The sequence below is a fragment of the Stenotrophomonas indicatrix genome, assembly GCF_002750975.1.
In the GTDB taxonomy this organism is placed as follows: domain Bacteria; phylum Pseudomonadota; class Gammaproteobacteria; order Xanthomonadales; family Xanthomonadaceae; genus Stenotrophomonas; species Stenotrophomonas indicatrix.
The window spans coordinates 2,704,285-2,731,212 of sequence record NZ_PEJS01000001.1 but is presented as its reverse complement, the minus strand read 5'-3'; the positions used below and the strand labels follow the sequence as shown (position 1 = coordinate 2,731,212).

The window sequence follows — 26,928 nt, the reverse complement described above, 5'->3', positions numbered from 1 at the left end:
GCAGTTTCTGCAATTTCACGTTATGCATTTCGCTGAGGTCGGCCGATGAAGGCGACAGGTAATTTCGAGGCGGCGCGCGACGTCGACCCGATGGTGGTGTTGAGCGACAAAACCCGCGCTCACATCGATCACTGGCTGTCCAAGTTCCCGCCGGACCGCAAGCGCTCTGCCGTGCTGCAGGGTCTGCATGCTGCCCAGGAGCAGAACCAGGGCTGGCTGACCGACGAGCTGATCGCCGGCGTGGCCAAGTACCTGGACCTGCCGCCGGTGTGGGCCTACGAGGTTGCCAGCTTCTACTCGATGTTCGAGACCGAGAAGGTGGGTCGCAACAACGTGGCCATCTGCACGAACATCAGCTGCTGGCTCAATGGCGCCGAAGACATCGTGCGCCATTGCGAGAAGAAGCTGGGCATCAAGAACGGTCAGTCGACCGCTGACGGCCGCGTCTACCTCAAGCGCGAGGAAGAGTGCCTGGCCGGCTGCGCGGGTGCACCGATGATGGTCATCAATGGTCACTACCATGAGCGTCTGACCCTGGAAAAGGTCGACGAGCTTCTGGACGGGCTGGAGTAAGGGCATGGCACATCACCACGAATCCAAGGGTCCGGTCGGCCCCGCGCCGCTGCCGCACCAGGTGGTCTACACCACCCTGCATTACGACACCCCGTGGTCGTACGAAAGCTATCTGAAGACCGGTGGCTACGCTGCCCTGCGCAAGATCCTCGAAGAGAAGATCCCGCCGGAGCAGGTCATCGAGATGGTCAAGGCCTCGGGCCTGCGCGGCCGCGGCGGCGCCGGTTTCCCGACCGGCCTGAAGTGGTCCTTCATGCCCAAGGGCAACGTGCAGAAGTACATCCTCTGCAACTCGGATGAATCCGAGCCGGGCACCTGCAAGGATCGCGACATCCTGCGCTACAACCCGCATTCGGTGGTCGAAGGCATGGCGATTGCCTGCTACGCCACCGGTTCGACCGTGGGCTACAACTACCTGCGCGGTGAATTCCACCACGAGCCGTTCGAGCACTTCGAGCAGGCCCTGGCCGATGCCTATGCAAACGGCTGGCTGGGCAAGAACGTGCTGGGCTCGGGCGTGGATATCGACATCTACGGCGCCTTGGGTGCCGGCGCCTACATCTGCGGCGAAGAAACCGCGCTGATGGAATCGCTGGAAGGCAAGAAGGGCCAGCCGCGCTACAAGCCGCCGTTCCCGGCCAATTTCGGCCTGTATGGCAAGCCGTCGACGATCAACAACACCGAAACCTACGGTTCGGTGCCGGCGATCATCCGCAATGGTCCGGAGTGGTTCAAGGGCCTGAGCCTGACCGCCAATGGCGGCCCGAAGTGCTTCTCGGTGTCCGGCTGCGTGCAGAAGGGCGGCAATTTCGAAGTGCCGCTGGGCACCACCTTCGACGACCTGCTGGAAATGGCCGGCGGCCTCAAGCCGGGTCGCAAGCTCAAGGGCGCGATCCCGGGCGGCGTGTCCATGCCGGTGCTGACCGCGGCCGAGCTGAAGGGCCTGCCGATGGACTACGACACCATCCGTGCGCTGGGCTCCGGCCTGGGCTCCGGTGCGGTCGTGGTGCTGGATGACAGCGTCTGCTGCGTCAAGTTCGCCTGCCGCATCAGCCAGTTCTTCCACAAGGAATCCTGTGGCCAGTGCACCCCGTGCCGCGAAGGTACCGGCTGGATGCACCGCGTGCTGGAGCGCATCGTCGCCGGCAAGGCCACGATGGAAGACCTGCACCAGTTGAAGACCGTGGCCGGCCAGATCGAAGGCCATACCATCTGTGCGTTCGGCGAAGCGGCGGCATGGCCCATCCAGGGCTTCCTGCGCCAGTTCTGGGACGAATTCGAGTACTACATCGTCAACGGTCATTCGATGGTTGACGGCAAGAAGGTGGAGGCAGCCGCTGCATGAGCGCGCAACCCATAAATCCCAGCGTGCCACCGGACCACGTCACCATCGAGATCGATGGCAAGTCGCTGGTCGTGCCCAAGGGTTCGATGATCATCCAGGCCGCCGACAAGGCGGGCATTTCGATTCCGCGCTTCTGCTACCACGAGAAGCTGCCGATCGCTGCCAACTGCCGCATGTGCCTGGTGGATGTGGAAAAGTCGCCGAAGCCGGCACCGGCCTGCGCCACGCCGGTGATGGAAGGCATGAAGGTCGCCACCCGCAGTGAAAAGGCGCTGAAGTTCCAGCGCTCGGTGATGGAGTTCCTGCTGATCAACCACCCGCTGGATTGCCCGATCTGCGATCAGGGCGGCGAGTGCGAACTGCAGGACGTGTCGCTGGGCTACGGCCGTTCGGTCAGCCGCTTCAACGAGCGCAAGCGCGTGGTGGCCGACGAGGACATGGGCCCGCTGGTCGCCACCGAGATGACCCGCTGCATCCAGTGCACCCGCTGCGTGCGCTTCACCGCTGACGTTGCCGGTACCTATGAACTGGGTGGCATGTACCGCGGTGAAAACCTGCAGATCGGCACCTACGACGGCAAGCCGCTGACCACCGAGCTTTCGGGCAACGTCGTCGACGTGTGCCCGGTCGGCGCGCTGACCAACAAGGTGTTCCAGTTCCGCGCCCGTCCGTGGGAACTGACCGCGCGCGAATCGCTGGGCTACCACGATGCGATGGGCTCGAACCTGTTCCTGCACGTACGTCGCGGCGAAGTGCTGCGTACCGTGCCGCGCGACAACGAGGCGGTCAACGAGTGCTGGCTGTCCGATCGTGACCGTTATTCGCACCAGGGCCTGTACAGCGAAGACCGTGCGGTCAAGCCGCTGCGCAAGGTCAACGGCGAGTGGAAGGAAGTGAGCTGGGCTGAAGGCCTGGCCGCGGCCGCCGAGATCCTCAAGGCCAACCAGGGCGACAACCTGGGCGTGCTGGTGCACCCGTCGACGTCGAACGAAGAGGGCGCACTGCTGGCCCGCCTGGCCACCGGCCTGGGTTCGGCCAACATCGACCACCGCATCAACAACCGCGACTTCTCCGACGCCGCTACTGCCGAAGTGTTCGGCCTGCCGCTGGCCGAGATCGAAGGCGCGGACCGCATCGTCGTGCTCGGCAGCAACATCCGCCACGAGCTGCCGCTGCTGCACGCCCGCCTGCGCAAGGCGCAGACCCAGAACGGCGCGAAGATCCACGTGGTCAACCCGGTCGACTTCGACTTCGCGTTCAGCGTTGCCGGCAAGCAGATCGTGGCTCCGTCGAAGTTCGCCGATGCGCTGGCCAACGCCGAGCTGCGTTCGGCGGTGCAGGGCGGTACCAATACGGTGCTGATCGTCGGTGGCATCGCCGAGAACCATCCGCAGGCTGCCGCGATCCGCGCCGCTGCGCGTGATTTCGCCGCCGCCACCGGTGCCAAGCTGTGCCGCATCCCGCAGGGCGCCAATGCGATCGGCCTGACCCGCGCCGGCGTACTGCCGGCCGGCAAGGACGTCGCTGCGATGCTGGCCGATCCGCGCAAGGCCTACGTGGTCTACGGCTTGGAACCGGGCCTGGACTTCGCCGATGCTCCGGCCGCGCGCAAGGCGCTGGTCGGCGCACAGGTGGTGGCCTTCAGCCAGTTCGCCTGCGCCTCGACCCGCGACGTTGCCGACGTGATCCTGCCGATCGGTGCGCTGCCGGAAATCGATGCCACCCTGACCAACCTCGATGGTCGCGAGCAGTCGGCGCGTGCCGGCGGCAAGCTGCCGGGCGAGGCCCGCGAGGGCTGGCGCGTGCTGCGTGCACTCGGCGGTGAGCTGGCCGTGGCCGGTTTCGAGTTCATCGACCTGGCCGGCCTGCGCGCCAGCCTGGCACCGGTGAACGTGCAGGTGTCCGCTTCGGCACAGCCGGTGCTGGCGGGCGAGGGCATGGAAGTGGCCTCGACCGCTGCGATCTACCGCACCGATGCGGTGGTCCGTCGCGCCCCGGCGCTGCAGTCGCATCCGCTCAACAACGCCCCGCGCATCGTGCTCAACGCTGACGATGCCGCCCGCCTGCAGCTGCAGGAAGGGCAGATGGCCAAGGTCGGCACCGATGCCGGCAAGGCCACCCTGCCGGTGGTGGTCGACGCCCGCGTCGCTGCGGGTTCGGTCTGGATTGAATCGGGCCACGGCGCAACCGCGCCGCTGGGTGCCGCTCGTGTTTCGGTGGTGGCTGCATGAACGAATTGCTGATTAACGCGGTCGATCCGCTGCACCAGTGGCTGCTTGGCCTGGGTGACATCGGCGCGCTGATCTGGATCATCCTGAAGATCCTGGTGATCACCGTCCCGGTGATCGTCTCGGTGGCCTTCTACGTGGTCTGGGAACGCAAGCTGATCGGCTGGATGCACGTCCGCCACGGCCCGATGTACGTGGGCATGGGCATCTTCCAGGCCTTCGCCGACGTCTTCAAGCTGCTGTTCAAGGAAGTCCTGCAGCCCAGCAGCGCCAACAAGGCGATCTTCCTGCTGGCGCCGCTGATCACCCTGGCCCCGGCCTTCGCCGCGTGGTCGGTGGTGCCGTTCGACCATCAGCTGGTGCTGTCCAACGCCAATGCCGGCCTGCTGTACCTGCTGGCGATGACCTCGCTGGGCATCTACGGCATCATCCTTGCCGGTTGGGCCTCCAACTCGAAGTACGCGTTCCTGGGTGCCATGCGCGCCTCGGCGCAGATGATCAGCTACGAAATCGCGATGGGCTTCGCCCTGGTCGGCGTGATGATCGCTTCGGGCAGCCTCAATCTCAGCAACATCGTGATGGCCCAGGCCGGCAGCTCCGGCTTCTTCGACTGGTTCCTGATCCCGCTGTTCCCGCTGTTCGTCGTGTACTGGGTGTCCGGCGTCGCCGAAACCAACCGCGCGCCGTTCGACGTGGTGGAAGGCGAGTCGGAAATCGTCGCCGGCCACATGGTCGAGTACTCCGGCGGTGCGTTCGCCCTGTTCTTCCTGGCCGAATACGCGAACATGATCCTGATCAGCTTCCTGATCTCGATCTTCTTCCTCGGCGGCTGGCTGAGCCCGATCCAGGGCTGGGTCAACCCGGGCGAGATCTCGCCGTTCATCGACTGGATCTGGAAGGGCGGCTGGCCGTGGCTGTTCGTCAAGGTCTTCTTCTTCGCCAGCGCCTACATCTGGTTCCGAGCAAGCTTCCCGCGCTTCCGCTATGACCAGATCATGCGCCTGGGCTGGAAGGTCTTCATCCCGCTGACCATTTTCTGGATCGCGGTTACCGCCGTCATGGTGTTCTTCGGCGTGATTCAAAAGGGCGTCTAAGTGATGAACAGGATTACCCATTACTTCAAGAGCCTGCTGCTGCTCGAACTGCTGGCCGGTCTCTGGCTGACGCTGAAGTACAGCTTCAAGCCGAAGTACACGATGATGTACCCGATGGAGAAGTTCCCGCAGTCGCCGCGCTTCCGTGGCCTGCATGCCCTGCGCCGTTATCCCAACGGTGAAGAGCGCTGCATCGCCTGCAAGCTGTGCGAAGCGGTGTGCCCGGCATTGGCCATCACCATCGATTCGGCCAAGCGCGAGGACGGCACCCGCCGTACCACGCGTTACGACATCGATCTGTTCAAGTGCATCTTCTGCGGCTTCTGTGAGGAAAGCTGCCCGGTGGACTCGATCGTCGAGACCCACATCCTCGAGTACCACTTCGAGAATCGTGGCGAAAACATCGTTACCAAGCCGCAGCTGCTGGCCCTGGGCGACCGTCTCGAATCCGAGATCGCCGAGCGTCGTGCCGCCGATGCCGCTTACCGCTGAGGTCGAGAGATGGATTGGGTAAATATCGCTTTCTGGGTCTTCGCCATCGCGGCAACGGTTTCGGCCGGTGCGGTGATCAGCGTGCGCAACCCCGTGCACGCCGTCCTGTGCCTGGTGCTGACCTTCTTCTCCATCGCCTGCGTGTGGCTGCTGGTCGGCGCCGAGTTCCTCGGCGTGGCACTGGTGCTGGTCTACGTTGGTGCGGTGATGGTGTTGTTCCTGTTCGTGGTGATGATGCTCGACATCGATCCGGACAAGCTGCGTGAAGGCTGGGTGCGCTACCTGCCGGTCGGCCTGATCGTGGCCGTGGCGATGCTGGTGCAGATGCTGATCCTGATCGGCGTGAAGGGCAGGACGGTCAACCCGTTCCCGGCCGACAACGCCGCCGCGCTCGCCGCCGACAGTTCCAACGTCACCTGGCTGGCACGCAGCCTGTTCACCGAGTACCTGCTGCCGTTCGAGTTCGCCGCCGTCATCCTGACCGTGGCCGTGGTCGCCGCGGTGATGCTGACCCTGCGCCGTCGTGAAGGCCTGAAGACGCAGAACCCGTCGCAGCAGACCATGGTCAAGGCACACGACCGCCTGCGCATGGTCAAGATGGACGCCGAACAGCCGCAGATCCACAGCAACACCACGCCGGCCGCGGGCGACGAGGAGACCAAGGCATGATCTCGATCACTCTGGGCCACATCCTGGCGCTGGGCGCGGTGCTGTTCTGCATCAGCCTCGCCGGCATCTTCCTCAACCGAAAGAACATCATCGTCCTGCTGATGTCCATCGAGTTGATGCTGCTGTCGGTCAACATCAATTTCGTCGGGTTCTCCCGGGAACTGGGGGACACGGCCGGCCAGCTGTTCGTGTTCTTCATCCTGACCGTGGCTGCTGCCGAGGCCGCCATTGGCCTGGCGATCCTGGTGACCCTGTTCCGTACACGCCGCACGATCAATGTCGGCGAAGTCGATTCGTTGAAGGGCTGATCCACAGATGGAAATCACTCTCTCCAAGAGTCTGTTGATCGCAGTGGTGCTTGCACCGCTGTTCGGCAGCATCATCGCCGGCCTGTTCGGTCGCCAGGTCAAGCGCTTCGGCGCGCAGACCATCACGATCCTCGGTGTCGCGGTTGCCTGCGGCCTGTCGATGCACACGCTCTACCAGCTGCTGTGGGGCGGGGCGCAGCCGTTCAACCAGAACCTGTACACGTTCTTCGACGTCGGCCAGTACTCGGCCCACGTCGGCTTCATGGTCGACAAGCTGACCGCGATGATGATGGTGGTGGTGACCTTCGTGTCGCTGCTGGTCCACATCTACACGATCGGCTACATGCAGGATGATCCGGGTTACCAGCGGTTCTTCAGCTACATCTCGCTGTTCACCTTCTCGATGCTCACCCTGGTGATGAGCAACAACTTCCTGCAGCTGTTCTTCGGCTGGGAAGCAGTGGGCCTGGTGTCGTACCTGCTGATCGGTTTCTGGTTCAAGCGCCCGACCGCGATCTTCGCCAACATGAAGGCGTTCCTGGTCAACCGCGTCGGCGACTTCGGCTTCCTGCTGGGCATCGCTGGCGTGTTGTGGGTGTTCGGTACCCTGGACTATTCGCAGGTGTTCTCGCAGGCCGGCATGCTCGCCGACCCGCGCGCCCAGCTGCAGATCTGGGACGGCACCATGTTCGGCATGCAGCTGCTGAACGAGCCGGTGATCTGGTCGATCGCCACCGTCATCTGCATCGGCCTGTTCATCGGTGCGATGGGCAAGTCGGCCCAGGTTCCGCTGCACGTCTGGCTGCCTGATTCGATGGAAGGCCCGACCCCGATCTCGGCACTGATCCACGCCGCGACGATGGTGACCGCCGGTATCTTCATGGTCACCCGCATGTCGCCGCTGTTCGAGCTGTCGCAGACCGCGTTGAACTTCATCCTGTTCATCGGTGCCACCACCGCGTTCTTCACCGGCCTGATCGGCATCGTGCAGAACGACATCAAGCGCGTCGTCGCGTACTCCACGCTGTCCCAGCTGGGTTACATGACCGTGGCGCTGGGCGTGTCGGCGTACTCCGCTGCCGTGTTCCACCTGATGACCCATGCCTTCTTCAAGGCGCTGCTGTTCCTGGGTGCCGGCTCGGTCATCATCGCGATGCACCACGAGCAGGACATGCGCAAGATGGGCGGCCTGCGCAAGTACATGCCGATCACCTTCATCACCATGTGGATCGGTACCCTGGCCCTGGTCGGTACGCCGTTCTTCTCCGGCTTCTACTCGAAGGACACCATCATCGAGGCCGCCGAGATCCACGCCCACATGCAGAACAGCTGGGTGGCCACCTATGGTTACTGGGCGGTGCTGGGTGGCGTGCTGGTGACCAGCTTCTACAGCTTCCGCCTGCTGTTCCTGACCTTCCACGGCAAGGAACGCTTCCGCGACGCGCATGACGATCATGGCCATGGTCATGACGACCACCATGCTGCCGATGCACATCATGCCGACGCGCATGACGACCACGGCCATGGCCACGGTCCGCATGAGCCGCATGAAACGCCGTGGGTGGTGACGCTGCCGCTGATCCTGCTGGCCATCCCGTCGATCGCCATCGGTTTCTTCAGCATCGGTCCGATGCTGCATGGCACCGACTGGGCCGGTCACCACGCCCATGCGGCGATCAAGGGCCAGGTCAACACGTTCTTCACCGGCATCGTCGATTTCTACGATCCGGCCAAGAACACCGTGGCCTTCCTGGGCGAGGAGTTCCATGGTCCGGTGGCGTTCGCGCTGCACGGCATGATGCTGCCGCCGTTCTGGCTGACCCTGGCAGGCTTCCTGCTGGCTGCGTTGTTCTACCTGTGGAAGCCGGACCTGTCGGGCAAGGCACGCAAGACCTTCGCCCCGGTGGTGTCCGTGCTGGAAAACAAGTACGGCTTCGACAAGCTGTGGATCGATGGCTTTGCCGGTGGCAGCGTCAAGCTGGGCAAGGTCTCGCGCTGGATCGACAGCAACATCGTCGACGGTGTGGTCAATCTCTCGGCACGTGTTGTGGACGTCGCAGCCAGCGTGCTGCGCCGTACCCAATCCGGTTTCCTCTATCACTACGCCTTCGCGATGATCATCGGCCTGATTGCCCTCCTGGGCGTGCTGATGCATTACCTGCGTTGATGACCTGTACGGAATAAGAAGACGTGTCGAACTGGCCTCTACTCAGTGTCCTCATCTGGCTGCCGATCCTCGGCGGTGCCCTGATCCTTGCGATCCGTGATGCGCAGACCGCCCGCTGGGCGTCGCTGGGCGTCGCGGTGCTGACCTTCGTGGCGAGTCTGTCGCTGCTGGGCGGCTACAACCCGGGCATCGACGCGCTGCAGTTCGTCGAGACCCACGCCTGGATCCCGACCTACAACATCGGCTACAACCTGGGCGTGGACGGCATCGCCGTAGCGCTGATCCTGCTCACCACGCTGGTCAGCGTGCTCGCCCTGATCGGCGCCTGGAGCGCGATCGACAAGCGCGTGAACCAGTACGTGGCCGCTTTCCTGATCCTGGAAGGTGTCACCGTCGGCATCTTCGCCGCCACGGACGCGATGCTGTTCTACGTGTTCTTCGAGGCGATGCTGATCCCGATGTTCCTGATCATCGGTGTCTGGGGTGGCCCGCGTCGCATCTACGCCGCACTGAAGTTCTTCCTGTACACCTTCCTCGGCTCGGTGCTGATGCTGGTGGCGCTGATCTACCTGTACATGAAGGGCGGCAGCTTCCAGCTGGCCGACCTCTACGCACTGCAGCTGTCGGGCAAGGAACAGACCTGGATCTTCTTCGCCTTCCTGATCGCGTTCGCGGTCAAGGTGCCGATGTTCCCGGTGCATACCTGGCTGCCGGACGCGCACGTGGAAGCGCCGACCGCCGGTTCGGTGATCCTGGCCGCCATCGCGCTGAAGATCGGTGGCTACGGCTTCCTGCGCTTCAACCTGCCGATCGTTCCCGATGCCTCGCAGGAATGGGCATGGCTGGTCATCGCGCTGTCGCTGATCGCAGTGATCTACGTCGGCCTGGTCGCCCTGGTGCAGGACGACATGAAGAAGCTGATCGCCTATTCGTCGATCGCGCACATGGGCTTTGTCACCCTGGGTACCTTCATCGCCCTGTGGCTGGTGCGTGAAGCCGGCAACGTCGATGCGGCCCGCCTGGGCCTGCAGGGCGCCATGGTGCAGATGATCTCGCACGGCTTCGTGTCCGGCGCGATGTTCTCCTGCGTCGGGGTGCTGTACGACCGCATGCACAGCCGCCGCATCGCCGATTACGGCGGCGTGGTCAACGTGATGCCGTGGTTCGCCACGTTCGCCATGCTGTTCTTCATGGCCAACGCCGGCCTGCCGGGCACCAGCGGTTTCGTCGGTGAATTCATGGTCATCCTGTCGGCGTTCCAGCGGAACCCGTGGATCGCCCTGGGCGCAGCCACCACCCTGATCATCGGTGCGGCCTACACCCTGTGGCTGTACAAGCGCATCTTCTTCGGTGAGGTGGCCAACAGCCACGTCGCCGAACTGAAGGACATCAACGGCCGCGAATGGCTGGTGCTGGGCGTGTTCGCCATTGGCGTACTGGCCCTGGGCATCTACCCCAAGCCGCTGACCGACCTGATGGAGCCCTCGATCGCAAAGCTGGCGATGCAGATCGCATCCAGCAAGTTGCTGTAATTCCAGGATTTGATGATGACCACCTCGCCGCTGCTGCCACTGACCGCTGCTGACCTGCCACCGCTCGCTCCCGAGCTGGTGCTGATCGGCAGTGCCTTCGCCCTGATGATCCTCGACCTGTTCGTCAGCGAACGGAACAAGATCGTCACCCACCTGTTCTCGGTCGCCGCACTGGCCGTGGTGCTGTTCATGCTGGCCACCGGCGTGGGCGGGCAGGGGGAGGTCTTCCATGGCATGTTCGTGCGCGATACCGCCGCGGACGTGATGAAGACCGGGATCGTGCTGCTCAGCGGCCTGACCCTGATCTACGGCTGGGGCTACCTGCGCGAGCGCAAGCTGTTCCAGGGCGAGATTCCGGTGCTGATCCTGTTCGGCACCGCCGGCATGATGATCCTGGTGTCCGCCGGCAGCCTGCTGATGGTGTACCTGGGCCTGGAACTGCTGGCCCTGTGCTCCTACGCACTGGTTGCCAGCAACCGTGACAACGGCTTGGCCTCGGAAGCGGCGATGAAGTACATCGTGCTCGGTTCGCTGGCCTCGGGCCTGCTGCTGTACGGCATGTCGCTGATCTACGGTGCCACCGGCAGCCTGCACCTGGACGCCATCCAGGCCGCCATCCCGCACTCGGAAGAGCGCGTGCTGCTGGTCACCGGCGCGGTGTTCATGATTGCCGGCGTTGCCTTCAAGCTGGGTGCCGCACCGTTCCACATGTGGCTGCCCGACGTGTACCAGGGTGCCCCGGCGCCGGTCGCGCTGTTCATCAGCTCGGCGCCGAAGCTGGCCGCCTTCGGCATGGCCTACCGCCTGCTGGAAATGGGCGTGGGCCCGCTGTCCACCGAACTGCAGCTGCTGATCGCTGGCCTGGCCGCGGTCTCGCTGGTGATCGGCAACCTGATGGCCATTGCGCAGAGCAACCTCAAGCGCATGCTGGCGTTCTCCACGGTCTCGCATATCGGCTTCCTGCTGATGGGCATCGCCGGCGGCGGTTCGCAGGGCTATGCGGCCGCGCTGTTCTACGCCCTGGCCTACGCGATCATGTCGACTGCTGCTTTCGGCGCGATCATCGCGCTGTCGCGCGCCGGTTTCGAGGCCGAGAACATCGAGGACTTCAAGGGCCTGAACGCCCGCAACCCGTGGATGGCCGGCCTGGTGCTGTGCATCATGGCGTCGCTGGCAGGCATTCCGCCGTTCCTCGGTTTCTGGACCAAGCTGGCCGTACTCGGCGCTGCCATCAATGGCGGCCTGCTGTGGCTGGCGATCCTGGGCGTGCTGTGTGCCGTGGTCGGCTGCTTCTACTACCTGCGTGTCATCAAGGTCATGTACTTCGATGAGCCGGTGGGCGAGGCCATGCCGCGCAGCAAGGATCGCGTGCTGGGTGTCGTGCTGGGGGTGAACGCACTGGCATTGCTGGCGCTCGGCCTGGCCTGGAACCCGATCATGGTCTGGTGCCAGCAGGCATTTGCGCATCTTGCATAAAAGTTGACACAAAGCTGCGCGATTCGTGTAATATACGCAGCTTGAGTTGTCACTGCAGCGGTTCAGCCAGAACATCGTTGCGGAGCGCCTCCCTCGCCAGAGTGGGGCAGCGGTTCAAACACTTCCGGTGCGGGGTGGAGCAGTCTGGCAGCTCGTCGGGCTCATAACCCGAAGGTCGCAGGTTCAAATCCTGCCCCCGCTACCAACACATCGAATCGGCGCCAACCAATTCGATGAATGAGGAAAAGCTTGCAGGTTTTGAAGTTATCCCTCATAATTCCGCTTCTGATGCGGGGTGGAGCAGTCTGGCAGCTCGTCGGGCTCATAACCCGAAGGTCGCAGGTTCAAATCCTGCCCCCGCTACCAAGTAAAGGATGCGCCTTCGAAGCTCTGCTTCGAGGGCGTTTTTCTTTGCGGCTTCCGCCGATCCGCCGGGCATGGTCCGGCGCTACCATCGCGCGGTCACCCGGTAGCGCCGGGCCATGCCCGGCGAGTGCAGCGGAGGGTTTCAGGACGGCCGCAGCCTTGCACCAGAGCGGTGCAGGGGCTATCATCAGCGGCCTAGAAGTACCCCTGACGGCGGCACTCCCCATCGGAGATCCACCCGGAAGGAGGGCCGCAGCACGCTTGTTCAGCGCGTTGCAACCGGAATCCAGTCACCGGAGTCTTTCCGGAAAAGGGGCCCAGCGGGCCCTTCGTCGTTTTCGGGGCGTCATGTTTCCATGCTGGCCAAGGCCGGCACCCAACCAAGAGATCAAGGCAGGCTGTGAGCGACAAGGCAACCGACATCGCGAATCTGCTCGCCCCGACCGTTGTGTCGCTGGGCCTGGAGCTGCTGGGCGTTGAGTATCTGCCGGCCCCCGGCGGTGCGACCCTTCGCCTTTACATCGACGTGCCGCTGGCGGAACAGCCGGAGCGCATCATCAATGTGGACGACTGTGAGCGGGTAAGCCGCGAAGTGTCCGCACAGATGGACGTCGAAGACCCGATCAGCGGCAATTACACGCTGGAAGTGTCTTCGCCGGGCGTGGATCGCCCGCTGTTCAACCTGGAGCAGTTCGGTCGTCACCTTGGCGAATCGGCCAAGGTCACCCTGAAGCTGCCGCAGGAAAACCGTCGTCGCCTGCAGGGTCGCATCGAAGCGATCGATGAGGCGCAGGGCAGCATCACCTTCATCGTCGACAACGCCGCACTGGTGGTGTCGGCCGACAACATCGACAAGGCGCGGATCATGCCTGACTGGGTGGCGCTGGGGCTGGCCCCGAGCAAGCCGACCGGTCCGGCACCGAAGCGTCCGAAGCCGAACAAGAATTCTTCTTCCAACGAGCCGGCGGCAAAGAAGCCGCGCGCGGAGTGAGCCAATGAGCAAGGAACTGTTGCTGGTAGTGGACGCGGTCGCCAACGAGAAGGGCGTGCCGCGTGAAGTGATCTTCGATGCCATCGAGGCCGCCCTGGCCTCGGCAGCGAAGAAGCGCTATCCCGACGAGGAAGTGCTGACCCGCGTGGTCATCGACCACAAGGATGGCAACTACGAAACCTTCCGCCGCTGGGAAGTGGTGGCCGACGACGTAGTGATGGAATCGCCGGATCGCCAGATCCGCCTGATGGACGCCATCGACGAAGCCGAAGGCGTGGATGTCGGCGATTACATCGAAGAGCAGATCGAGAACCCCGACTTCGGTCGCATCGCCGCCCAGGCCGCCAAGCAGGTGATCGTGCAGCGCGTGCGCGAAGCCGAGCGCCAGCAGGTGGTCGATGCCTGGGCCGATCGCGTCGGTGAGCTGATCACCGGCGTGGTCAAGCGCGCTGAGCGCGGCAACATCTATGTCGACCTGGGCGGCAACGCCGAAGGCTTCATTCCGAAGGACAAGGGCATTCCGCGTGATGTCCTGCGTGCCGGCGACCGCGTCCGCGGCTACCTGGCCGAAGTGCGTTCGGAGCCGCGTGGCCCGCAGCTGTTCATCAGCCGCGCAGCGCCGGAATTCATGATCGAGCTGTTCAAGCTGGAAGTGCCGGAAGTCGGCCAGGGCCTGGTGGAAATCAAGGCCTGCGCCCGCGATCCGGGCGACCGCGCCAAGATCGCCGTGCTCGCCCACGATGCCCGCACCGATCCGATCGGCGCCTGCATCGGCATGCGTGGTTCGCGCGTGCAGGCCGTGTCCAACGAGCTCAATGGCGAGCGCGTGGACATCGTCCTGTGGAACGAGAACCCGGCCAACTTCGTCATCAACGCGATGGCGCCGGCCGAAGTGCAGTCGATCATCGTCGATGAAGACAAGCATTCGATGGACCTGGCCGTTGCTGAAGACCGCCTGGCCCAGGCGATCGGCAAGGGCGGCCAGAACGTGCGCCTGGCCAGCCGCCTGACCGGTTGGCAGCTGAACGTGATGACCCAGGACCAGGTGACCGCCAAGTCGGAAGCCGAGCAGGCTTCGGCTCGCCAGCTGTTCATGGACAAGCTGGAAGTGGACGAGGAAATCGCTGGCATCCTGGTCAGCGAAGGCTTCGGCACGGTCGAGGAAATCGCATATGTACCGGTCGGCGAACTGCTGGCCGTGGAAGGTTTCGACGAAGACATCGTCGAAGAGCTGCGCGCACGTGCCCGCGATGCGCTGCTCAATGAGGCCCTGGCAGTCGAGGAAGGCCTGGAGGACGGCCAGCCGGCGCAGGACCTGCTGTCCCTGAAGGGCATGGACGAAGCCACCGCATATGCGTTGGCCGGCCACGGCGTGCGTACCAGCGAGGACTTGTCCGACCTGGCCGCCGACGAGGTCATGGACTTCGGCATCGAAGGGCTGGACCAGGAGCGCGCCGCGGCGCTGATCCTGGCCGCGCGTGCCGAGGAAATCGCCCGACTGGAACGCGGCGAATGAGCCGGCAATGAACAGGGCCCTGAGCCGATCAGGGCGTAGAATCCGCGCCACCTCCAGATGCGGGGGGGCGCCCACAAGATCATAGGATCCGAATGTCGCAGCAAACCACCATCCGCAAGCTTGCTGAACTGGTCAATACACCGGTCGAAAAACTGCTGGAACAGCTGGCTGGTGCCGGCATGAAGTTCAGCGGTCCCGACCAGGTCGTGACCAGCTCCGAGAAAGTGAAGCTCCTGGGCTTCCTTCGTCGCTCGCATGGCAAGCCCGAGCAGGCCCCGGAAGAGACTGATCAGTCTGCCAAGAAGATCACCCTCAACCGTCGCAAGCAGCAGGAAGTGACGGTCAATTCCGGTCGCAGCAAGACAACCGTGAACGTGGAAGTGCGCCAGAAGCGCACCTACGTCAAGGCCGATGGTGGTCGCGCGATGACCCCGGACGAAGAGCGTGCCGATATCCTGCGCAAGCTGGAAGAGTCGCGCGCACGCAACCTCGCCGAGCAGCAGGCACTGGCCGAGAAGGACCGCCTGCGTGACGAGGAAATCGTCCGCAAGCGCGAGGAAGAGGTCGCTGCCAAGGAGCGTGCCGAGGCCGAGAAGAAGGCGGCCGAGGAAGCTGCGGTCGCCGCCAAGGCTGCCGAGGCATTGGCTGCCAGCCAGCCGAAGGTGCGCGCACCGATCGACGAAACCGCGCCGCGCCCGCCGCGCGCTCCGGCTGCAGCCCCGGCTGCTCCGCGTAGTGCGCCGCCGCGCAGCGACGACCGCAACAATCGCAACGCGCCGCGCAACGAGCGTGGCCCGGGTGATCGCTTTGCCGGTCAGATGCACTTGTCCGCCGCCGATCGTGCGCGCCGTGGCAACAGCAACAACAGCAACAACCGTGGTCGCCCGGGCAGCCGTCCGACGTCCGGCCGCCGCGACATGTCGCGCGGCGGTGGCAACTCCGGCCCGCACGCCTTCGAACGTCCGACCGCACCGGTCGTGCGTGAAGTGGCGATCGGCGACACCATCACCGTGGCCGACCTGGCGCAGAAGCTCGCGCTGAAGGGCGGCGAGGTGGTGAAGGCGCTGTTCAAGATGGGCGTGATGGCCACCATCACCCAGTCCATCGACCACGACACTGCGGCACTGGTCACCGAAGAGCTGGGTCACAAGGCGATCCGCGCCAGCGACAACGACGCCGAAGACGCGCTGTTGGCATCGGCCGGCGAGAACCAGGGCGAGGCCGTGCAGCGCCCGCCGGTGGTCACCATCATGGGCCACGTCGATCACGGCAAGACCTCGCTGCTGGATTACATCCGTCGCACCAAGGTCGCCACCGGCGAAGCCGGCGGCATCACCCAGCACATCGGTGCGTACCACGTTGAAACGCCGAAGGGCGTCATCAGCTTCCTGGATACCCCGGGCCACGCCGCGTTCACCTCGATGCGTGCCCGCGGTGCCAAGCTGACCGATATCGTGGTGCTGGTCGTGGCTGCCGATGACGGCGTCATGCCGCAGACCAAGGAAGCGATCCAGCACGCCCGTTCGGCGGGTGTGCCGCTGATCGTGGCGATCAACAAGATCGACAAGTCCGGTGCCGACCCGATGCGGGTCAAGAACGAGCTGCTCTCCGAGCAGGTCGTGGCCGAAGACTTCGGTGGCGACACCCAGATGGTGGAGATCTCGGCCAAGACCGGCCTGGGCATCGACGATCTGCTGGAAGCTGTTTCGGTCCAGGCTGAACTGCTGGAACTGAAGGCGGTCGACGACGGTCGTGCCAACGGCGTGGTCATCGAATCTTCGCTGGACAAGGGCCGTGGCCCGATCGCGACGGTGCTGGTGCAGCAGGGCCGCCTGAAGAAGGGCGATTACCTGGTGTGCGGCATCCAGTACGGCCGCGTGCGTGCGCTGTTCGACGAAACCGGCAAGCAGCCGGAGTTCGCTGGACCGTCCATTCCGGTACAGGTCCTGGGCCTGTCCGGCGTGCCGGAAGCCGGTGACGACTTCGTCGTCGTCGACGACGAGCGTCTGGCCAAGGACGTTGCCCAGCAGCGTGAGACCAAGCGCCGCGAATCGCGCCTGGTCGCCACCGCTGGCAGCCGCATGGAAGACATCATGGCGACCCTGGGCAAGGGCGAGGGCCAGCAGGTCCTCAACCTGGTCATCAAGGCCGACGTGCAGGGTTCGGTGCAGGCGTTGAGCCAGGCCCTGGTGGCGCTGTCCAACGACGACATCCGCATCAACGTGATCCACTCCGGCGTGGGCGGCATCACCGAGTCGGATGCCAATTCGGCTGCCGCTTCGAAGGCCACCGTCATCGGCTTCAACGTGCGTGCGGATGCTTCGGCCCGTCGCATCATCGAATCCAACGGCGTGGACCTGCGTTACTTCTCGATCATCTATGACGTGATCGATCAGGTGAAGCAGGTGGCCTCCGGTCTGCTGGGCGTGGAGATCCGCGAAGAGATCATCGGTATCGCCGAGGTCCGCGACGTCTTCCGCAGCTCCAAGCTGGGTGCCGTCGCCGGCAGCATGGTCATCGAGGGCGTGGTCAAGCGCAACAAGCCGATCCGCGTCCTGCGCGACAGCGTGGTGATCTTCGAAGGCGAGCTGGAATCGCTGCGCCGCTTCAAGGAAAACGTCGAGGAAGTCCGCAACGGTACCGAATGCGGTATCGCGGTGAAGGCCTACAACGACGTCAAGCCGGGTGACCAGATCGAGTGCTTCGAGCGTATCGAAGTGCCGCGCACCCTGTAATGCTGCAACGGACCGGCCCTCACGGGCCGGTCTCGTTTCATCCCGTAAACTGTAGGGCCTGACCTTGGTCGGGCCACAATCGAATCAAGAGCCTGCCGCGTGCCCAAGACTTTCCATCGAACCGACCGTGTCTCCGCCCAGCTGCGCCGTGAACTCGGCACCCTGGTGCACAACGCCGTGCGTGAGCACGGGTTGCCCTCGGTGAGCGTGTCCGACGTGGAAATCACCCGCGACATGGCCCACGCCAAGGTGTTCGTCACCGCGCTGATACCGGAACGTTCGGTTGAAGCCGTGAAGGGCCTGAAGGAACTGGCCTGGGGCCTGCGCATGGAGCTGGCGCGCGCGATGAAGCTGCGGCACGTGCCGGAGCTGCATTTCCACTACGACGACTCGGTCGATCGTGGCGAGCGCATCGACAACCTGTTGCGCGACCTGCCCGATACCGTGGCCGCCGAAAAGCGTCGCGAAGGCGACGAAGAATAACCGCGCGACGCCGGGCATGCCCGGCGTTGTTGCATTCCGGCTGCGCGATGTCTGATGCAGACCGCGCTGCGCGCTCGCTGGGCATGGCCCGGCGCTACCCATACCTGTCATGACCCGAATTCAGTTCCGCCGCCTGGATGGCATCCTGCTGCTCGACAAGCCGACCGGCATGAGCTCCAACGCCGCGCTGCAGGTCGCCCGTCGCCTGTTCCGTGCGGAGAAGGGTGGCCACACCGGCAGCCTTGACCCGTTGGCCACTGGCCTGTTGCCGCTGTGCTTCGGCGAGGCCACCAAGATCGCCGGCCTGCTGCTGGGCTCGGCCAAGGCCTACGACGCCGAGATCGTGCTGGGCCAGACCACCGATACCGACGACGCCGAGGGCCAGGTGCTGCTCGAGCGGTCGGTGCCCGTGATCAGCGCCGAGGCCCTGCAGGCGGCGATCGCGCCGCTGCTTGGCGACATCCTGCAGCGTGCGCCGATCTATTCCGCGCTCAAGCAGGGCGGGGAGCCGCTGTATGTGAAGGCCCGCCGTGGCGACGCCGTCGAGGCGCCCGAGCGCCAGGTCAAGGTCCACGCCATCGAGATTCTGGAGCAGCACCCCGAGCGGCTGCGGCTGCGGGTCACCTGCGGCTCGGGCACCTATATCCGCAGTCTGGCCCGTGACCTGGGTGAAACGCTGGGCTGTGGCGCGCACATCAGCGCCCTGCGGCGCCTGTGGGTGGAACCGTTCCACGAACCGGCGATGGTCACCCTGGAGCAGCTGAGGGCTCTGGTGGAAGCGCAGGATGAGGCCGCCATGGACGCGCTGCTGCTGCCGCTGGCGGCGGGCCTGTCCGAATACCCCCGGGTTGACCTGGACGCCGAGCAGACCCAGCGCTTCTGCGTGGGCCAGCGCCAGCGCGACCTCTCCTGGCCGCGCGGCCTGGTGGCGGTGTTTGGCCCTGGATCGGTGGTGCAGGGCCTGGGCCAGGTCGACGACAGCGGTCTGCTGGCCCCGCAGCGCCGCTTCAACCTCTGAACGGGGAGGCCCGGTTCAGCCCCGGACCTTGTTCCAGAGCCCCCTGGCCGTTACAATTCCGCGGCCGTTTTACGGCAGCCTGCCGAAGGCGGGTTTCATCCATTTGTTGGTTCACGGCGAGCCAGGCGGTGCGCGAAAGCGCGTTCCTGCCGGCCACGCATCACAGAGAAAAAAAGACATGTCGATCGACACCCAGAAGGTCATTGAAGACAACAAGCGCAGCTCGGCTGATACCGGCTCCCCGGAAGTCCAGGTTGCACTGCTGACCGCCCGCATCGAACTGCTGACCGGCCACTTCAAGACCCACAAGAAGGATCACCACAGCCGCCGTGGTCTGCTGCAGATGGTCAACCGCCGCCGCAGCCTGCTCGACTACCTGAAGAAGAAGGACGTCGAGCGTTACAAGGCCCTGATCGAGAAGCTTGGCCTGCGTCGCTAAGCAACGAATCCCCCGCGGCGCAGCGATGCGCCGCGGTTTTGTTTTGTAGCACCGCAATACCTTTTTCAGATCGGAATGACCGGTCATCCGTTGGCGGCAAGGGTCGCCCACGGTCCATTCGCAGACAGCATCCCCAAGGACACCCTCCGTGGCAAAAATCACCAAAACCTTCCAGTACGGCAAGCACACCGTCACGCTTGAGACCGGCGAAATCGCCCGCCAGGCCGGTGGCGCCGTCATCGTCAAGTTCGACGACACCGTGCTGCTGGTCTCCGCCGTTGCCGCCAAGAGCGCGCGTGAGGGCCAGGACTTCTTCCCCCTGACCTGTGACTACCAGGAGAAGTTCTACGCCGGTGGCCGTATCCCGGGTGGCTTCTTCAAGCGCGAAGGCCGCGCGACCGAGAAGGAAACCCTGATCTCGCGTCTGATCGATCGTCCGATCCGTCCGCTGTTCCCGGAAGACTACAAGAACGAAGTCCAGATCATCGCCACCGTGATGTCGCTGAACCCGGACATCGACGGTGACATCCCGGCCCTGATCGGTGCCTCGGCTGCGCTGTCGCTGGCCGGCACCCCGTTCAAGGGTCCGATCGCCGCCGCCAAGGTGGGTTACAAGAACGGTGAGTACATCCTCAACCCGACCGTGACCGAACTGAAGGATTCGGAGCTGGAGCTGGTCGTTGCCGGTACCGCCAACGCCGTGCTGATGGTGGAATCCGAAGCCGCGCTGCTGTCCGAAGACGTGATGCTGGGCGCCGTGACCTTCGGTCACCGCGAAATGCAGAAGGTCATCAACGCGATCAACGAACTGACCGTGGAAGCCGGCACCAAGCCGTCGACCTGGGTGGCCCCGGCCAAGAACGACGTGCTGATCAGCGCCCTGCAGGAAGCCATCGGCCCGCGTCTGGGCGAGGCCTTCCAGGTGCGCGACAAGCTGCAGCGCCGCGACGCCATCTCGGCGATCAAGAAGGACGTGGTCGAGTCGCTGGCCGGCCGCGTTGCCGCTGAAGGCTGGAACCCGGCCGAGCTGTCGAAGGAATTCGGCGAGCTGGAATACAGCACCATGCGCAACTCGGTGCTGGACACCAAGGTACGCATCGACGGCCGTGCGCTGGACACCGTCCGCCCGATCGCAGTGAAGACCGGCATCCTGCCGCGTACCCACGGCTCCTCGCTGTTCACCCGCGGTGAAACGCAGGCCATCGTGACCATCACCCTGGGCACCGCCCGTGATGGCCAGGTCATCGATGCCGTCTCCGGTGAGTACAAAGAGAACTTCCTGTTCCATTACAACTTCCCCCCCTACTCGGTGGGTGAAACCGGCCGCATGATGGGCCCGAAGCGTCGCGAGATCGGCCACGGCCGTCTGGCCAAGCGCGGCGTGCTGGCAGTGATGCCGTCGCTGGAATCCTTCCCGTACACCATCCGCGTCGTCTCGGAAATCACCGAGTCGAACGGTTCCTCGTCGATGGCGTCGGTCTGCGGCTCGTCGCTGGCCCTGATGGACGCCGGCGTGCCGGTGAAGGCTCCGGTGGCCGGCATTGCCATGGGCCTGGTCAAGGAAGGCGATCGCTTCGTCGTCCTGTCCGACATCCTGGGTGACGAAGATCACCTGGGCGACATGGACTTCAAGGTTGCCGGTACCGCTGAGGGCATCTCCGCCCTGCAGATGGACATCAAGATCGAAGGCATCACCGAAGAGATCATGAAGCAGGCTCTGCAGCAGGCCAAGGCTGGCCGTCTGCACATCCTGGGCGAAATGGCCCACGGCCTGACCGCCCCGCGTGAGGAGCTGTCGGACTACGCGCCGCGCCTGCTGACCATCAAGATCCACCCGGACAAGATCCGCGAAGTGATCGGCAAGGGTGGTTCGACCATCCAGGCCATCACCAAGGAAACCGGCACCCAGATCGACATCCAGGATGACGGCACCATCGTCATCGCTTCGGTCAATGCCATCGCTGCCCAGGCCGCCAAGGCCCGCATCGAGCAGATCACCTCGGACGTCGAGCCGGGCCGCATCTACGAAGGCAAGGTCGCCAAGATCATGGACTTCGGTGCATTCGTCACCATCCTGCCGGGCAAGGACGGCCTGGTCCACGTGTCGCAGATCTCCAGCGACCGCGTCGAGAAGGTCGGCGACGTGCTGAAGGAAGGCGATGTGGTCAAGGTCAAGGTGTTGGAAGTCGACAAGCAGGGCCGTATCCGCCTGTCGATGAAGGCCGTCGAGGAAGGCGAAGGCGCCACCGCCGAGTAATCGACCGTAGGTCGATGACGGTAGGTGTCAACCTTGGTTGACACGCCAGAATGAAAAAGCGGGCTTCGGCCCGCTTTTTCTTTGCCTGTCGTCCGGCGCTGCCGGCGTCGTGCCGCGGCGCTATGCTTCACCCATGGACACCCTGCGCCTGCTTGACCTGCAGATCGACCGCCCCGCGCAGCGGGTCAGCCGCGCCGGCGACGTGCTGCCGATCCAGGGGCTGAGCTGGCGCCTGTTCGACGTGCTGCTGGCACACGGCAACGACGTTGTCGACTTCGACACGCTGGCTGCACAGGTGTGGGCACCTGCAGTGGTTGGGGAGGATGCGGTCAGCCAGCGGGTCAAGCTGTTGCGGCAGGCGCTGGGTGATGACAGCCGACGCCCGCGCTACATCCGTTCGGTACGCGGGCGCGGCTATCAGTTGTGTGCAGTGCCGACCATCGCACCGCCGGCAGCGGCGGTGCCCATTACCGGGCACCGGAAGAAATGGCCATGGCTTGCAGGTGCCGGTGTCGTCGTTCTTGCCGCTGCCGCCTCGTTCTGGCCGCGCACGCCGGCGGCCGGTGGCCCGCTGCCGTTGCTGCAGCGCGCCGACTATTACGCCAGCATCGGCCAGGCCAGCAACAACGAGCGCGCCATCGCCCTGTACCGGCAGGCATTGCAGGTGGACCCTGATTCAAGTCCGGCGCGCCGCGGCCTGTCACGAGCGTTGTCCGCGCAGGGCTGTCTGTTCAATGGATCGCCCGAGCAGGTCCAGGAAGGGCTGGCGCTGGCCAACATCGAACGTGAACTCGCGCCGCAGGAGGGTGCTGTGTACGCGCTTCGAGGTTATGCCTACGACTGCCTCGGGCAGATGCCGCAGGCCATTTCCGAATACGAGCGGGCGATCGCGCTGGATCCGGACGACGAGCGCACCCGTGCCTCGCTCGCCTACCTGCACCAGGAGCGCGGCCACCTTGCCCTGGCCCTGCGTGCCAATCTTGCATTGACGGCGCCCGAGCGCCTGCGCTTCCGTGATGTGCAGGTGGCGCGCGAACTGGAGCTGCTCGGTTTCACTCACGCGGCCGCGCAGCGCCACGCGCGAAATTTCCAGCTGTATCCGGACAACGTCTTCGCCAACATCGCCTGGCCGCGCAGTCTGTTCGCGGCAGGTGACCCGGGCCGGGCGAGGCAGGCGTTGACCGAGGCGCTGGCACGCGGCACGCCACATCCGCAGTTGCTGCGGCTGCAGGGCGAACTGGCGCTGCTGGCGGGCGATCACGCCGCTGCTGCCGATGCCTTCGAGCGCGGGCGGCAGCTGCGTCCACAGCAATCGCTCGGTCAATCGCTGGCGGCCTTGTACGCGCAGCCCGCGGCATCGCCGGAGTGGGTGGCTTCGCGTCTTGCAACGTTACAGGCGCAGCGCGGCGACGGTTGGTCCGATGCCGCGCTTGAGCGGGCCCTGCTGCTGCAGGCGCAAGGCGACCTGGAGGCTGCCGTCACCGCGCTGCAACAGGCGGTCGATGATGGCTTCCGCGATGCGGCGTGGTTGCGTTCCACGCCGCTGTTTGCGTCCCTGCACGAGGCGCGCGGCTGGGCGCCGCTGCTGGCGCGCATCGATGCCGATATCGGCCGCCAGCGTGCGCAGGTGCTGGCGGCCGACTGGCGTCCCGCCGGGCTGGCCGACCTCAGCGCAGCGCCGGCAGCAGGAATTCGGTGAGGATGCGGCGCGACTGCGGGTGAGCGATGCTGCGGTTGTAGGCCTGGCTGGTCACCACCGCGACAGCGCGCTGTTGCGGCAGCAGGAACACGTAGTTGCCGCCGTTGCCGGACATCGCCCATACGGTCTGTGGCTGGCCACCGACAGTCAGTTTCAGGCCCCACCATTGATAGCCGTAATCGCTGCCGTCGCCGGCCGTTGCCTGCGGTGACAGCATCGCGGCGACGTAGTCGCGTGGAACCAGCTGGCGCCCCTGCCAACGACCGCCATCAAGCACGAGCTGGCCAAGGCGGGCCAGGTCCCGGCTGCGGTAGCGTGTGCCGCCTCCGCCCATGCCGATGCCCTCGGGGGAACGGTTCCACAGGCTGTGGGTGATGCCCAGTGGTCGTTCCAGTGCATGGGCTGCGTAATCGGCCAGCGGTTGTCCGGTCGCACGTTCCAGTACCGCGCCGAGCACGAAGGAGTTGGCGGTGCAGTAGGCAAACGCGCGACCGTGAGGACTGTCCTCCGGGCGCGCCATCCAGGGCGCGAAGCCCTTCACCGGCAGCGCCAGGGCAAAATCGAGCCAGCGCTCGCCGACGTACATGCGCTCCTCGTGGCCGGCCGAGAACGGGTTCTCGTCGTCGCACTCCCACAGCGTGCTCATCGCCAGCAGGTCCTCCACCGTGGTGCCACGCAGGCGGGGATCCACGTCGTGCTGGGCGACGAAGGCCGGGAAGTAGTCGTACACCTTCGCGCGAACGCCCGGCAGCCGGCCGTCGCCGATCGCTGCGCCGACCAGCAGGGCGGTCACGCTTTTACTGGCCGAGCGCACGTCGTGCAGGGTCTGCGCATCGGCACCGTTGAAATAGCCCTCGTACACGACCTGTCCATCAACCTGCAGCAGCACGCTGCGGATCTGTTTCAGCTCATCGCTGGCGATGGCCTGCTCCAGCGCGCGCATGCGGCCAGGATCAGGGTGGGCAGGGCCGGCGATGCAGGGGAGGGCGTACAGGCACAGCAGCAGGGCGGACACAGGCAGGGGCGAACGCATGATCGGACTCCATCGAAAGGAGTGCCGATTCGGCCAGAGGGCTGGCTGAAGTGCTGGAAGGACGCCTGAAGAATTCTGAAAGCCTTGTGCCGCAAGGCCTGCAGCGCCCTGCCGTCATGCGTCCGCTTGTTCGTGACCCAGCCACCACACCTGGCCCGGCTGCGGACCCTGCTGCGGGTGCTCACGGTGTTCGATCGCATCGAGCGTGCGCCCGGTGCCTGCCGCGGCCCAGGCCGACATCAGTTTTTCGACCGCAGCGCGGCCTTGTGCGGCAATACCGAGATTGCGCTCGCGCACCCAGCCGCCGTCATCCTCGTGGCTGTCGTCATCGTGCTGGTGCGGTGCGCCATAGCTGCAACGCAGGCACAGGTGACGTACCGAATGGGTCCAGTCTTCGACCAGGCCGATGCCGGGCAACGTCATTGCGCGCAGCGCGGCGATGTCGTCCGGCGAACCGCATTGCACGAACACGGCGTAGGTCGCCATGTCCGACTGCTGCAGGCGCTGCATGGCATTGAACACCGGTACTTCGCGCTCGCCGTAGGTCCGGCGCCCGGTGGAGGCGCCGTCGTGCAGCACGATGTCGCCGAAGCGGAACCCGCTCTCCGCAAGCGGCACGTTTTCCAGCCGCGCGCGTACCGGATCGAGCCGGCGCATGTACACGGTCTCGCCGCTGGACCACGGATTCAGGCGAACACAGGCAACGCCGAAATTGCCGTTGATCGGGCCTTCGCCCTCGGGGAGGGTGATGCCGCAGCGGGTCCATTGCCGGCGCGCCTCGGCCCAGTCGCCGGCGCCGGTGGCGGCAATTCCCGCATTCCACGCGGTCGCCTCATCGACTTCATCGCGCAGCTGCTCGGAGCGGAGATTGTCCTGCAGCGACAACGCCCACTCGCGCAGGTACTTGTGTGCCAGCCCGCGCATGTAGTGCAGGTGGGGGATGTCGGGTGTCCATTCGACGAGCTGGCCGAACAGCATTGCTGCGTCAGCCAGGTCGCCCGCATCAAAGGCCGCATAGGCGCGGGCCTCCAGCGCCTGCAGCTTTTCGAGGGTTTCGTCGTCCAGCAGTTCGCCGTCTGCGTCGTGGTCTGCGGTCATGTCCGTGTGCCAGTGAAGATCCAGCGCCACCTTAGCTCAGGCAGGTCGTGTGTTGTCCTGCAGCGAAGTGCTTTCGACGTTGTGCAGCCACGACCGTGTCAGCTTCCAGCGGCACGCCACTGTCCAGCGGACGACATGCACGGACATCCGCACCACGGGCCGATCTGTTTGCTAACGTGGCGGCGCCTTTGACCCGGGAGTTTCCATGTTCCGCCAGACCTTGGCCGTACTTGCAGTGCTGATCGCCGGCACCCTGCCCATTGCCGCGCAGGCGCAACCGGCGCAACCGCCGATCTTCGGTGCGTACTATCCCGGCGGTTCCGCCGAGCGCTATCCGGTATCGAGCATCCCGGCCGAACGACTCACCCATCTGTTCTATGCGTTTTCCACCATCGAGGACGGACGCTGTGCGATCGGTGCCGAGGCGCCAGCCAACTTCGCCGCATTGGCCGAGCTCAAGCGCAGGCATCCGCATCTGCGCACGTTGATTTCGATCGGGGGCTGGGGCGCGGGCGGATTCTCCGATGCGGCGCTGACCGAGACCAGCCGCAGGCGCCTGGTCGATTCGTGCATGGCGTTGTTCTTCGAGCGCCATGCCGGCAGTTTCGATGGCGTGGACATCGACTGGGAGTTCCCCGTCAGCGGTGGCCCGAAGGAACTGGCGCACCGCCCGCAGGACCGTGCCAACCTGACCAAGCTTGCGCAGGCCTTCCGGCTGGCGCTGGATGCCCGCGGCAGAAAGGCGGGGCAGCCGATGCTGCTGACCGCCGCGCTGGCCGCTGGCCGTCTGCAGACCGATGGACCATACAACCCCGCCGCCAGCTACGATCTGCCGGCGTTGGCCAAGGTGTTCGATTTCATCAACCTGATGAGCTACGACATGGGCACCGGCTTCTCATCGGTATCGACCTTCAATGCCCCCCTGCATGAAGTGCCAGCCGACCCGCTGGCGCCGGAGCTGCGGCGCTGGAACAACGTGGCCGGTGCCGTGCAGTACTACCGCGAGCATGGCGTGCCGGCGGCCAAGCTGGTGCTGGGCGTGCCGTTCTACGGGCGCGGCTTCAAGGTCACCGGCGAGTCGGCGGACGGCCTGTACCAGGCCTACAGCGCGCCGGCCGACGCCGGTGACTGGCGGGTGATCAAGGCGCGCTATCTCGACCAGCCGGGTTGGACGAAGCATTGGCAACCGCAGGCGCAGAGTCCGTGGCTGTACAACCCGGCGCAGAAGATCTTCATCAGTTACGAGGATCCGCGCTCCATCGGCCTGCGTGCGCAGTTCGCGCGCGAGCAGGGCCTGGCCGGTGTCTTCATGTGGGAGCTGACCGGTGACGACGAGCAGGCCAGCCTGCTCAACGCCATGCTCGCTCCGTGGCAGAAGGCCCGCGTCGGCGACTGACCGGTTCGACATC

21 protein-coding genes and 2 tRNA genes are annotated in these 26,928 nt (G+C 65.0%); 21 read left to right on the top strand and 2 right to left on the bottom strand.

The genetic code is table 11. The annotated features are described in order from the left end of the window. Positions 1–45: 45 nt before the first annotated feature. From nuoE to CR918_RS12650, 20 genes are all read left to right on the top strand, one after another. Complete coding sequence (nuoE, locus tag CR918_RS12745) at positions 46–573, top strand: NADH-quinone oxidoreductase subunit NuoE (RefSeq protein WP_025876204.1); 528 nt, start codon at positions 46–48, stop codon at positions 571–573. Positions 574–577: 4 nt separating this feature from the next. Continuing rightward, a complete protein-coding gene (gene nuoF, locus CR918_RS12740; RefSeq protein WP_025876206.1) occupies positions 578–1,918 on the top strand; it encodes an NADH-quinone oxidoreductase subunit NuoF in 1,341 nt (446 codons plus the stop codon). After that, positions 1,915–4,149 (top strand): NADH-quinone oxidoreductase subunit NuoG, encoded by a 2,235-nt coding sequence (nuoG, locus tag CR918_RS12735; protein ID WP_025876207.1) that lies wholly within the window; start codon positions 1,915–1,917, stop codon positions 4,147–4,149. The genes nuoF and nuoG overlap by 4 nt, the downstream gene beginning before the upstream one ends. Beyond that, positions 4,146–5,240 carry an NADH-quinone oxidoreductase subunit NuoH gene (nuoH, locus tag CR918_RS12730; RefSeq protein WP_025876209.1) on the top strand — a complete coding sequence of 365 codons (1,095 nt, stop codon included), beginning with the start codon at positions 4,146–4,148 and terminating at the stop codon, positions 5,238–5,240. Before nuoG ends, nuoH begins: the two co-directional genes overlap by 4 nt. Positions 5,241–5,243: 3 nt before the next feature. Beyond that, positions 5,244–5,732: an NADH-quinone oxidoreductase subunit NuoI gene (nuoI, locus tag CR918_RS12725; RefSeq protein ID WP_005417924.1), complete on the top strand. Its 489-nt coding sequence runs from the start codon at positions 5,244–5,246 to the stop codon at positions 5,730–5,732. Positions 5,733–5,741: 9 nt separating this feature from the next. Further along, complete coding sequence (locus tag CR918_RS12720; protein ID WP_049465996.1) at positions 5,742–6,401, top strand: NADH-quinone oxidoreductase subunit J; 660 nt, start codon at positions 5,742–5,744, stop codon at positions 6,399–6,401. After that, positions 6,398–6,709: an NADH-quinone oxidoreductase subunit NuoK gene (nuoK, locus tag CR918_RS12715; protein ID WP_032951897.1), complete on the top strand. Its 312-nt coding sequence runs from the start codon at positions 6,398–6,400 to the stop codon at positions 6,707–6,709. Before CR918_RS12720 ends, nuoK begins: the two co-directional genes overlap by 4 nt. Positions 6,710–6,716: 7 nt before the next feature. Continuing rightward, positions 6,717–8,876 (top strand): NADH-quinone oxidoreductase subunit L, encoded by a 2,160-nt coding sequence (gene nuoL / locus CR918_RS12710; RefSeq protein ID WP_099843176.1) that lies wholly within the window; start codon positions 6,717–6,719, stop codon positions 8,874–8,876. 23 nt (positions 8,877–8,899) lie between these two features. Then, positions 8,900–10,408 carry an NADH-quinone oxidoreductase subunit M gene (locus CR918_RS12705; protein WP_025876221.1) on the top strand — a complete coding sequence of 503 codons (1,509 nt, stop codon included), beginning with the start codon at positions 8,900–8,902 and terminating at the stop codon, positions 10,406–10,408. 15 nt (positions 10,409–10,423) lie between these two features. Next, positions 10,424–11,884, top strand: a complete 1,461-nt coding sequence (gene nuoN, locus CR918_RS12700; RefSeq protein WP_025876222.1) for an NADH-quinone oxidoreductase subunit NuoN — start codon at positions 10,424–10,426, stop codon at positions 11,882–11,884. Between the two features lie 128 nt (positions 11,885–12,012). Next, positions 12,013–12,089: transfer RNA gene (locus CR918_RS12695), tRNA-Met, on the top strand. A gap of 84 nt (positions 12,090–12,173) precedes the next feature. Further along, a tRNA-Met gene (locus CR918_RS12690) sits at positions 12,174–12,250 on the top strand. A gap of 400 nt (positions 12,251–12,650) precedes the next feature. Next, positions 12,651–13,241 (top strand): ribosome maturation factor RimP, encoded by a 591-nt coding sequence (gene rimP, locus CR918_RS12685; protein ID WP_025876223.1) that lies wholly within the window; start codon positions 12,651–12,653, stop codon positions 13,239–13,241. 4 nt (positions 13,242–13,245) lie between these two features. Continuing rightward, entirely contained in the window at positions 13,246–14,757 is a 1,512-nt protein-coding gene (gene nusA / locus CR918_RS12680; protein ID WP_025876225.1) for a transcription termination factor NusA, read from the top strand. A gap of 92 nt (positions 14,758–14,849) precedes the next feature. Then, the gene (gene infB, locus CR918_RS12675; RefSeq protein WP_025876227.1) at positions 14,850–17,492 is read left to right on the top strand and encodes a translation initiation factor IF-2; all 2,643 of its coding nucleotides are present in this window, start codon (positions 14,850–14,852) and stop codon (positions 17,490–17,492) included. 99 nt (positions 17,493–17,591) lie between these two features. Beyond that, positions 17,592–17,975 (top strand): 30S ribosome-binding factor RbfA, encoded by a 384-nt coding sequence (gene rbfA / locus CR918_RS12670; protein ID WP_099843174.1) that lies wholly within the window; start codon positions 17,592–17,594, stop codon positions 17,973–17,975. Positions 17,976–18,084: 109 nt separating this feature from the next. Beyond that, a complete protein-coding gene (truB, locus tag CR918_RS12665; protein ID WP_099843172.1) occupies positions 18,085–18,993 on the top strand; it encodes a tRNA pseudouridine(55) synthase TruB in 909 nt (302 codons plus the stop codon). Positions 18,994–19,171: 178 nt separating this feature from the next. Further along, positions 19,172–19,432 (top strand): 30S ribosomal protein S15, encoded by a 261-nt coding sequence (rpsO, locus tag CR918_RS12660; RefSeq protein WP_005410445.1) that lies wholly within the window; start codon positions 19,172–19,174, stop codon positions 19,430–19,432. A gap of 148 nt (positions 19,433–19,580) precedes the next feature. Further along, complete coding sequence (gene pnp / locus CR918_RS12655) at positions 19,581–21,689, top strand: polyribonucleotide nucleotidyltransferase (protein ID WP_025876239.1); 2,109 nt, start codon at positions 19,581–19,583, stop codon at positions 21,687–21,689. A 133-nt stretch (positions 21,690–21,822) separates the two neighbouring features. Next, on the top strand, positions 21,823–23,388 hold the full coding sequence (locus CR918_RS12650) for a winged helix-turn-helix transcriptional regulator (RefSeq protein ID WP_099843170.1): 1,566 nt from the start codon (positions 21,823–21,825) through the stop codon (positions 23,386–23,388). Here CR918_RS12650 and CR918_RS12645 read toward each other — a convergent pair. Next, positions 23,357–24,421 (bottom strand): serine hydrolase domain-containing protein, encoded by a 1,065-nt coding sequence (locus CR918_RS12645; RefSeq protein ID WP_099843168.1) that lies wholly within the window; start codon positions 24,419–24,421, stop codon positions 23,357–23,359. The genes CR918_RS12650 and CR918_RS12645 overlap by 32 nt on opposite strands. Positions 24,422–24,535: 114 nt before the next feature. Next, a complete protein-coding gene (locus CR918_RS12640; protein WP_080148369.1) occupies positions 24,536–25,519 on the bottom strand; it encodes a tetratricopeptide repeat protein in 984 nt (327 codons plus the stop codon). A gap of 205 nt (positions 25,520–25,724) precedes the next feature. Here CR918_RS12640 and CR918_RS12635 point away from each other — a divergent pair, with 205 nt between their 5' ends. Continuing rightward, on the top strand, positions 25,725–26,915 hold the full coding sequence (locus CR918_RS12635) for a glycoside hydrolase family 18 protein (RefSeq protein ID WP_099843166.1): 1,191 nt from the start codon (positions 25,725–25,727) through the stop codon (positions 26,913–26,915). The last annotated feature ends 13 nt before the right edge of the window (positions 26,916–26,928 follow it).

Coding starts and splice junctions, on each gene's coding strand:
- nuoE (WP_025876204.1), top strand. CDS start 46: ATGAAGGCGACAGGTAATTTCGAGGCGGCGCGCGACGTCGACCCGATG.
- nuoF (WP_025876206.1), top strand. CDS start 578: ATGGCACATCACCACGAATCCAAGGGTCCGGTCGGCCCCGCGCCGCTG.
- nuoG (WP_025876207.1), top strand. CDS start 1,915: ATGAGCGCGCAACCCATAAATCCCAGCGTGCCACCGGACCACGTCACC.
- nuoH (WP_025876209.1), top strand. CDS start 4,146: ATGAACGAATTGCTGATTAACGCGGTCGATCCGCTGCACCAGTGGCTG.
- nuoI (WP_005417924.1), top strand. CDS start 5,244: ATGAACAGGATTACCCATTACTTCAAGAGCCTGCTGCTGCTCGAACTG.
- CR918_RS12720 (WP_049465996.1), top strand. CDS start 5,742: ATGGATTGGGTAAATATCGCTTTCTGGGTCTTCGCCATCGCGGCAACG.
- nuoK (WP_032951897.1), top strand. CDS start 6,398: ATGATCTCGATCACTCTGGGCCACATCCTGGCGCTGGGCGCGGTGCTG.
- nuoL (WP_099843176.1), top strand. CDS start 6,717: ATGGAAATCACTCTCTCCAAGAGTCTGTTGATCGCAGTGGTGCTTGCA.
- nuoN (WP_025876222.1), top strand. CDS start 10,424: ATGACCACCTCGCCGCTGCTGCCACTGACCGCTGCTGACCTGCCACCG.
- nusA (WP_025876225.1), top strand. CDS start 13,246: ATGAGCAAGGAACTGTTGCTGGTAGTGGACGCGGTCGCCAACGAGAAG.
- infB (WP_025876227.1), top strand. CDS start 14,850: ATGTCGCAGCAAACCACCATCCGCAAGCTTGCTGAACTGGTCAATACA.
- truB (WP_099843172.1), top strand. CDS start 18,085: ATGACCCGAATTCAGTTCCGCCGCCTGGATGGCATCCTGCTGCTCGAC.
- rpsO (WP_005410445.1), top strand. CDS start 19,172: ATGTCGATCGACACCCAGAAGGTCATTGAAGACAACAAGCGCAGCTCG.
- CR918_RS12650 (WP_099843170.1), top strand. CDS start 21,823: ATGGACACCCTGCGCCTGCTTGACCTGCAGATCGACCGCCCCGCGCAG.
- CR918_RS12645 (WP_099843168.1), bottom strand. CDS start 24,421: ATGCGTTCGCCCCTGCCTGTGTCCGCCCTGCTGCTGTGCCTGTACGCC.
- CR918_RS12640 (WP_080148369.1), bottom strand. CDS start 25,519: ATGACCGCAGACCACGACGCAGACGGCGAACTGCTGGACGACGAAACC.
- CR918_RS12635 (WP_099843166.1), top strand. CDS start 25,725: ATGTTCCGCCAGACCTTGGCCGTACTTGCAGTGCTGATCGCCGGCACC.